Here is a 6,613-nt window from a genome sequence, read left to right as displayed (position 1 = left end):
GCTCAGGCGGATCAGGGATCGCGATTGTCTGAGCCGAAGGCGAGTTCGAGCGAGACCCCGCCTGAGCCGAGCACCGCAGGTTGCCCCGTAGCGAAGCGCAGGGGACGCAGGAACCAGGGTCGCCTTTTCTTTGCTTACTTTCTTTTGGCAAAGCAAAAGAAAGTGAGTTGCCGCCGGCAACCCCGGCCCCGGAACTCAAACCACCTCAGCGCCCTTACAACAACGAGGCTTCGACAGGTTCAGCCTGAACGGGGACGGGAACCCCCATGCTGACCCGCCTCAAAACCCTTCCCCGCGACGCCCGCGACACCCTGTTCCTGCTGCTGGTCATCGCCTGGGTGCTGCTGCCGCAGGTGGGCAACCTGCCGCTGTGGTGCAGCGCGCTGGCCAGCGCCGTGCTGGTGTGGCGCGGCTGGCTGGCCGTGCAGGCAAAGCCGCTGCCCGGCAAGTGGTGGCTGCTGGCCCTGCTGGCTCTCACCATTGGTGCCACGCTGATGACGCACCGTACCCTGCTTGGCCGTGATGCGGGTGTGACTCTTCTGGTGGTGTTGCTGACGCTCAAGACCATGGAGCTGCGGGCCCGGCGCGACGCCTTTGTGGTCTTCTTTCTCGGTTTCTTCTGCATGCTGAGCAACTTCTTTTATTCGCAGTCGCTGCTCACCGCTTTCAGCATGCTGCTGGGGCTGATGGGCCTGCTGACCGTGCTGGTCAATGCCCACTTGCCGGTGGGCAAACCGCCGCTGCTGCAAACCGCCAGAACAGCCGGCTGGATGGCCCTGCTGGGCGCACCCATCATGCTGGTGCTGTTTTTGCTGTTTCCGCGCCTGGCGCCTTTGTGGGGGGTACCGAGCGACGCCATGACCGGCCGCAGCGGCCTGAGCCCCAGCATGCAGGTGGGCACTATCGCCGCTCTGGCACTGGACGACAGCGTGGCCATGCGCATCCGGTTTGAGGGCGACAAACCGCCACCCCAGCAAGACCTGTATTTCCGGGGGCCTGTGCTTTCAAACTTTGACGGACGCAATTGGCAACCCCTGCGCGCCTTCCTGCCATCGCGTTACGCGCTGCCCGCCAACCTGCAGGTGGCCGGTGCGCCCGTCAACTATGAGGTGACCCTCGCCCCCAACAACCAGCCCTGGGTCTTCGTCATGGAGGCGGCCACGCAGAGTCCCGACTTGCCCGGCTACCAAAGCACCATGGACGCCGACCTCCAGTGGTTCACCAACCGACCCATCACGGACCTGGTGCGCTACAAGGCCCAGAGTTACCCGGTCTTCAGGCATGGGCCGCGCCAGCAGGTGATCGGCCTGCAGGAATTTGTCGCCCTGCCGGCCGGCTTTAATCCCCGTACGCTGGCGCTGGCGGCCGAGATTCGGCGCGACCCGCGTTACGCGGTGGCCAATGCGCGTACGCTGGTGCAGGTCGCGCTGGAACGGCTGCGCACAGGGGGCTATGTTTACACGCTGGAGCCCGGCGTCTATGGGCAACACACCGCCGATGAATTCTGGTTTGATCGCAAGGAAGGTTTTTGCGAACACATCGCCTCGGCCTTTGTCATCCTGATGCGCGCCCTCGACATTCCAGCGCGCATCGTCACCGGCTATCAGGGCGGCGAGGTCAATAACGTTGACGGCTATTGGGTGGTGCGACAAAGCGACGCGCATGCCTGGGCCGAAGTCTGGCAGGCAGGTGAAGGCTGGGTGCGCGTAGACCCGACCTCAGCCGTGGCGCCGGGACGCACAGGGGCCTTCCAGCGCCTGGCCGCACCACAAGGCGTGGTGGTGCAGGCCCTGGGCAATTTCAGCCCAACCCTGACGGCGCAGCTACGCGCCACCTGGGAGGCCGTGAACAACAGCTGGAACCAGTGGGTGCTGAACTACACCCAGGGCAAGCAGCTCAACCTGCTGAAAGACATCGGCTTTGAGTCCCCCAGCTGGGAGGACCTGAGCTATGTGCTGATCGGCATCGTGGTGCTGGCCGCCCTGGTCGGCGCGGCCTGGACGCTGTGGGACCGTGCGCAGCACGACCCCTGGCTGCGCCTGCTGGCTCACGCGCGCAAGCGGCTGGAAAAGGCCGGCATTCACAGCACGCCCGCCACCTCGCCCCGCCAGCTGGCGCTGGAGGTGCTGAGCCGCTACGGGACACAAGGTGAAGCACTGCATGACTGGCTGATGCGCCTGGAGCACCTGCGCTACGCCGCCGTGCCGACAAGCGGCGGAAAGAAAGCGCAAGAACTTCACGCGCTCAGGCAGGCGTTCGACCGGCTCGCCTGGCCCGCTTAAAATCGGACCAGCCCTCCCCGCTCACTCCTTGTCATTCGGTCACTCTCCTTCATGCGCCTTCAACGTTTCGGATTTGCTCTTTTTTTGATAGCTGCTTGCGCAGTATCAGCCTGGTCTGGCGAGGTAATCAATATCAAGAAGCGCGTGGCCGCCAAATCGGCGCCGGCACAAGGGCCGCTGTATTCGACCCGCCCCGAAGCCATGCAGTTTGCCGACGACATGGCCGCACGCCGTGACCTGGACCCCGATTGGGTGCGCGATGCGATCGGCCAGTCGCGTTACAACGCCACCGTGGTGCGGCTGATGCAGCCGCCAGCCAAGACCTTTGTTAAAAACTGGCGCGTCTACCGCAGCCGCTTCATTGACCCGGTGCGTATCGAGGCCGGCAGGCGCTTCTGGCTGGAAAACCAGCAGACACTGGAGCGTGCCGAAAAGGAATACGGCGTACCCGCCGAAATCATCGTCGGCATCATCGGCGTGGAAACCATCTACGGCCGCGACACCGGCAGTTTTCGCGTGATGGACGCGCTGACCACGCTGGCCTTCGACTTTCCAGCCAGCCACCCCCGCGCCAAAGAGCGCAGTGAATTCTTCAAAGGCGAGATCGAGCAATTCCTGACCCTGCAACGTCGGCTCGAGGCCAACCCCTTCGACGCACGCGGCAGCTTCGCGGGCGCCATGGGCATGCCGCAGTTCATGCCTTCCAGCCGGGTCAAATACGCGGTGGACTTCGACGGAGATGGCAACATCGACCTGTCTGGCAGCCCTGCCGACGTGATCGGCTCGGTCGCAAGTTACTTCAAGGCCTTCAACTGGCAGCCCGGCATGCCCACGCATTACCCCGTGAGCTTCGACAAAAGCCGGCTCGATATGAACGCCCTGATGGCTCCGGACATCCTGCCCACATTCAGCATCGAGAGCTTCACGGCCAAGGGTGCGGTCCTGGAAGGCCCTGCGCTGCAACACACCGGGCCGCTGGCGCTGGTGGAGCTGCTTAACGGCCAGGACGCGCCCCAATACGTCGCCGGCACCGAAAACTTCTACGCCATCACCCGCTACAACTGGAGCAGCTACTACGCGATGGCGGTGATTGAGCTGGGGCGGGAAGTGGCGGCGCGGGTCAGGCCGTGAGGCAGAGGCGGTTGCCGGCATGGATCCGGATGCAACACCCTGGTTAAGTTCCGGCGACCGGCACGCGCAGCCAATAGCACTCGCCGACACCTGAGATTTCACGAACAGCGAAACCCTTTCTTTCGAGAACCCGGCGCAGCTTGAGATTCGGCGTGGCGCAATGAACCGCATGGACCCGCCACTCCACGAAAGCGAGGCCCTCGCGCTTTGCAAAGCGGCTCGCAAGGGCAGCCAGGCTGGGCAAGGCACCCTCGCCTCCGCCATCAATATGCGCCAGCTCCATCAACAGCGTATCGCCCTGCACCTTGAATTTCCCAAGCATGTTGGCGCTGCCGGCCTTGAACACGAGCGGCTCATCGCGAAGCACCATGGCCTGAAGTCCATCGGTCGGCAGGTCCAGCACCTCATCGACCGTATACCCCTCGAGCAGAACTTGTGGCATAGCGTGTTCCTGCGGGCCAGGCATCAGCCTGCATTCTGCGAGGGCCAGCGATAGCTCAGCACCGCCGCCAACGGATAAAAATGCTCGCGCACCTCGTCGAGCTGGTTGCCGCTCCATAAGTACACATACTCCGCATCCGCCCGGAGAAAAAAACCGACATGCCCTTTCCAGCCGCCGGGGTCTTCCCGCGACAGCACGGCGATGCAGCCAGGCACAGGCGCGCTGAGGGGTTCACCCCAGTCCAGCCACGAACGCGCCAATGCAGACCCCGTCCCGGAGATGCCGACTTGGGCCAAGGACCAATTGACAAACGAAGAACACCATGACGCTTTGTCGTCATATCCACGGATGCTCGTGTGGGCGTGGTACTCGGTTACCCTGGGGTTGCTCTGGCCAACGGGAAATGTGCGAACGCCCGCTTCGGCAAAGGCGACAGGCATCCAGGGTGCGTGCAGCATAGAAGTCAAAGCAGACTCAGACCGTAACCTTGATCTCGCCCGCAAGCTGCGGAGTGACTCGGGGTCCAAAGCTCTGGATGTTTGCCAGCGTCACCGTATGGTGTGCCGAAATCTGTGCCGCGGTGAGGACTCCGTTGTCCACGGTTGAGTGCCCATCCGAAACCAGGGTGACCGGATAGCCGAGGGCCAGCGCACGCCGGGTCGTGGTGTCTACGCAAAAGTCGCTTTGCATGCCGCAGATGATCAGCTTTTTGATCCCACGCTCCTGCAGCAGCGCGTGCAGTTCCGTGTTGTGGAACGAATCCGTTGCCTTCTTCCGCAGGCGGATATCGGTCGGCTGGGTGTCCAGGCCATCCGCGAGTTTCCACCCTTCAGTGCCATATTCCAGTGGATCATTCGGCGCCTCGTGCTGGATCAGGATGACGGGAGCTCCCGCGGCGCGGGCCTTGGCAGACACCTGGTTGATTCTGTCGATGACGCGCCGGCTTTCAAAGGCCCCGCCCTCACCGGAACAAAGAGCCGTCTGAACGTCGATGATAAGGAGGGCTGTTGTCGTCATGGGATTAAGGTCTGATGTTGGTGTGTTGGAGGAAAGGGGAAATTCAGCCCGCCACAATTTGCAGGCTCGACCAGTGTTTAGTTTGCATCGCCGGAGCCACGCTGTTGCATCGCCTCCTGCCACAGCCTGGCGAGCTCCCCCGGGCGATCAGGGTGAGTTTCGTACACGGCAACGCCCGGTGGAATCACCACCCAGGAAAGCGCGCTTTTTGTCCAGAGGTGCGCAACAGGCTCAAACTCCCGCGCGTTGTGCAATGTGCCGGGCAGCAACGCCGCCATGGTCGGCTTGTCGGCCGGTTCCGCCCACAACCGGGTATCGCAATCAACACACACTTTCGCCCTGCGTTGGCGCCCGTTTCCCATGTCAAACGTCAGGAGCTGCGGGCTTCCCTGCGTGACCTCCAGCGCCGAGCGGTCAACCCACATGGCCAGCCGCATGCTACTGCCGGAGCGCCGCTGGCAGTCTGTGCAATGACACGCATAGAACGTCAGCGGATGCGCAGTCAGCTGGTACTGCACCTTTGCGCAAAGGCAGCTGCCGGTCCATGGCGGTTTTGATTCCGGGTAACGCATTTTTAGCCTGACGTTGAAATCAATCGGCAGCCAACAAGCATGCAAAGCAGGGTGGCCGAACATCCGTGCCGACCGAGCTGGCAAATTGCGTCATGCGCCGCTCCAGCCCCGAATACCCACCGCAGTCAGCCCTCACGTGAAGCTCGATCTTCGTCGGGTTCACTGCAAACAAACCTGACACCCGTGACGCCGCGAATGCTGGGGACAGCAATCAACGTAATCGGTGTCGCCAGCGTGGTCTCCTGGATTCCTGCCCAGGCACCGTTCTCCCAGATGGAAATTGCTTCCAGTTGATCAAGCTCCACGTTGTAGCTGGCCGAGCCAATCACATCGCTCCCCTCGATGCGCAGCGTAATGACCGGCTCCGTCATTGCATCCGTGACATCCGATGTGTTCAAGACCGGGCACTGCCACGTCTCATCTTCCACCTCGTCCTCCAGTCCGGCCTCCCAGGCCCACAACCAAATGGAATGGTTCTTGGCGTCCTGCAGCGAGATATCGTCCAGCGCCCTCGGCGTTCCAAATTCGAATTTCATGAGTTTTGTTCTTGTGGGCAGGTGTTTGACATGAGTGGTTGAGCTTCAGACCGGTTGACTCTTGGAGGTGTACTTCAGGCGTGACGGATTCCAGAAGGCAAACTGGCTCCCGTTTCTTGCAATCTCCAGCGCGGAGGCTCCCCCTAAATCTTCCATGACTTCCGACACCTCGCTCTCGTCACCCAGATCGTCGAACTCGACGGCAAACGCTCTCTCGACCACGTCTTCGTAGTGCTTCATGGTGTTCTCCATTGCAACTTCTTCAGCGATTGGGCCCGCAATACGATGCGTGTGGATGTCCTGGTCTATTGCAAACGTTTTGATGCGCCAGGTCTCGTTTTCCGAGAACCACCACTGAACCGTGTCGAAGTGATCACCTTCAGCATCATGCTCAACGTTGCCGACATAGGAGCTTTGAACCGTGAGCTGGAAGACAAGCAATTTGTTCATGATGGGGTCCAATATTCAATACAAACAGGCCACCGAGGGCGGCTGAAATGATCGACCGTTAAGGGAACGAGGGTTCGATCATACGGAATGCCCAGGAAGACCAGCAGCAGGCGGACCTTGCCGGCATTGCCAGAAGTCTCGCGATCGTAAAGGTGAAGCATATGCGCGTTGCGGCACTCAACG

The 6,613-nt window shown here is 61.6% G+C and carries 8 protein-coding genes; 2 read left to right on the top strand and 6 right to left on the bottom strand.

Annotated features, from left to right (window positions below; genetic code table 11):
• Positions 1-266 precede the first annotated feature (266 nt).
• Together AC1D1J_RS14925 and mltB are read left to right on the top strand one after the other, a co-directional pair.
• Positions 267-2,282 (top strand): transglutaminase TgpA family protein, encoded by a 2,016-nt coding sequence (locus tag AC1D1J_RS14925; RefSeq protein WP_477695075.1) that lies wholly within the window; start codon positions 267-269, stop codon positions 2,280-2,282.
• 51 nt (positions 2,283-2,333) lie between these two features.
• Positions 2,334-3,413 carry a lytic murein transglycosylase B gene (gene mltB, locus AC1D1J_RS14920; protein WP_477695074.1) on the top strand — a complete coding sequence of 360 codons (1,080 nt, stop codon included), beginning with the start codon at positions 2,334-2,336 and terminating at the stop codon, positions 3,411-3,413.
• 43 nt (positions 3,414-3,456) lie between these two features.
• On the opposite strand, the gene AC1D1J_RS14915 is transcribed toward mltB, so the two are convergent.
• The 6 genes from AC1D1J_RS14915 to AC1D1J_RS14890 all read right to left on the bottom strand — a co-directional run bounded on the left by AC1D1J_RS14915 (position 3,457) and on the right by AC1D1J_RS14890 (position 6,430).
• The gene (locus AC1D1J_RS14915; protein ID WP_477695073.1) at positions 3,457-3,855 is read right to left on the bottom strand and encodes a hypothetical protein; all 399 of its coding nucleotides are present in this window, start codon (positions 3,853-3,855) and stop codon (positions 3,457-3,459) included.
• 23 nt (positions 3,856-3,878) lie between these two features.
• On the bottom strand, positions 3,879-4,313 hold the full coding sequence (locus AC1D1J_RS14910; protein ID WP_477695072.1) for a TIGR02594 family protein: 435 nt from the start codon (positions 4,311-4,313) through the stop codon (positions 3,879-3,881).
• 16 nt (positions 4,314-4,329) lie between these two features.
• Positions 4,330-4,872, bottom strand: a complete 543-nt coding sequence (locus tag AC1D1J_RS14905; protein ID WP_477695071.1) for a cysteine hydrolase family protein — start codon at positions 4,870-4,872, stop codon at positions 4,330-4,332.
• Positions 4,873-4,949: 77 nt separating this feature from the next.
• Positions 4,950-5,444, bottom strand: a complete 495-nt coding sequence (locus tag AC1D1J_RS14900; protein WP_477695070.1) for a GFA family protein — start codon at positions 5,442-5,444, stop codon at positions 4,950-4,952.
• A gap of 125 nt (positions 5,445-5,569) precedes the next feature.
• Complete coding sequence (locus AC1D1J_RS14895; protein ID WP_477695069.1) at positions 5,570-5,980, bottom strand: hypothetical protein; 411 nt, start codon at positions 5,978-5,980, stop codon at positions 5,570-5,572.
• A gap of 45 nt (positions 5,981-6,025) precedes the next feature.
• Entirely contained in the window at positions 6,026-6,430 is a 405-nt protein-coding gene (locus AC1D1J_RS14890; RefSeq protein WP_457278901.1) for a hypothetical protein, read from the bottom strand.
• Between the last annotated feature and the right edge of the window lie 183 nt (positions 6,431-6,613).

It is taken from the genome of Polaromonas sp. P1_F8, from assembly GCF_056405635.1.
Note: the sequence above shows the minus strand (reverse complement) of the source record. Positions and strands in the feature narration are given on the sequence as shown.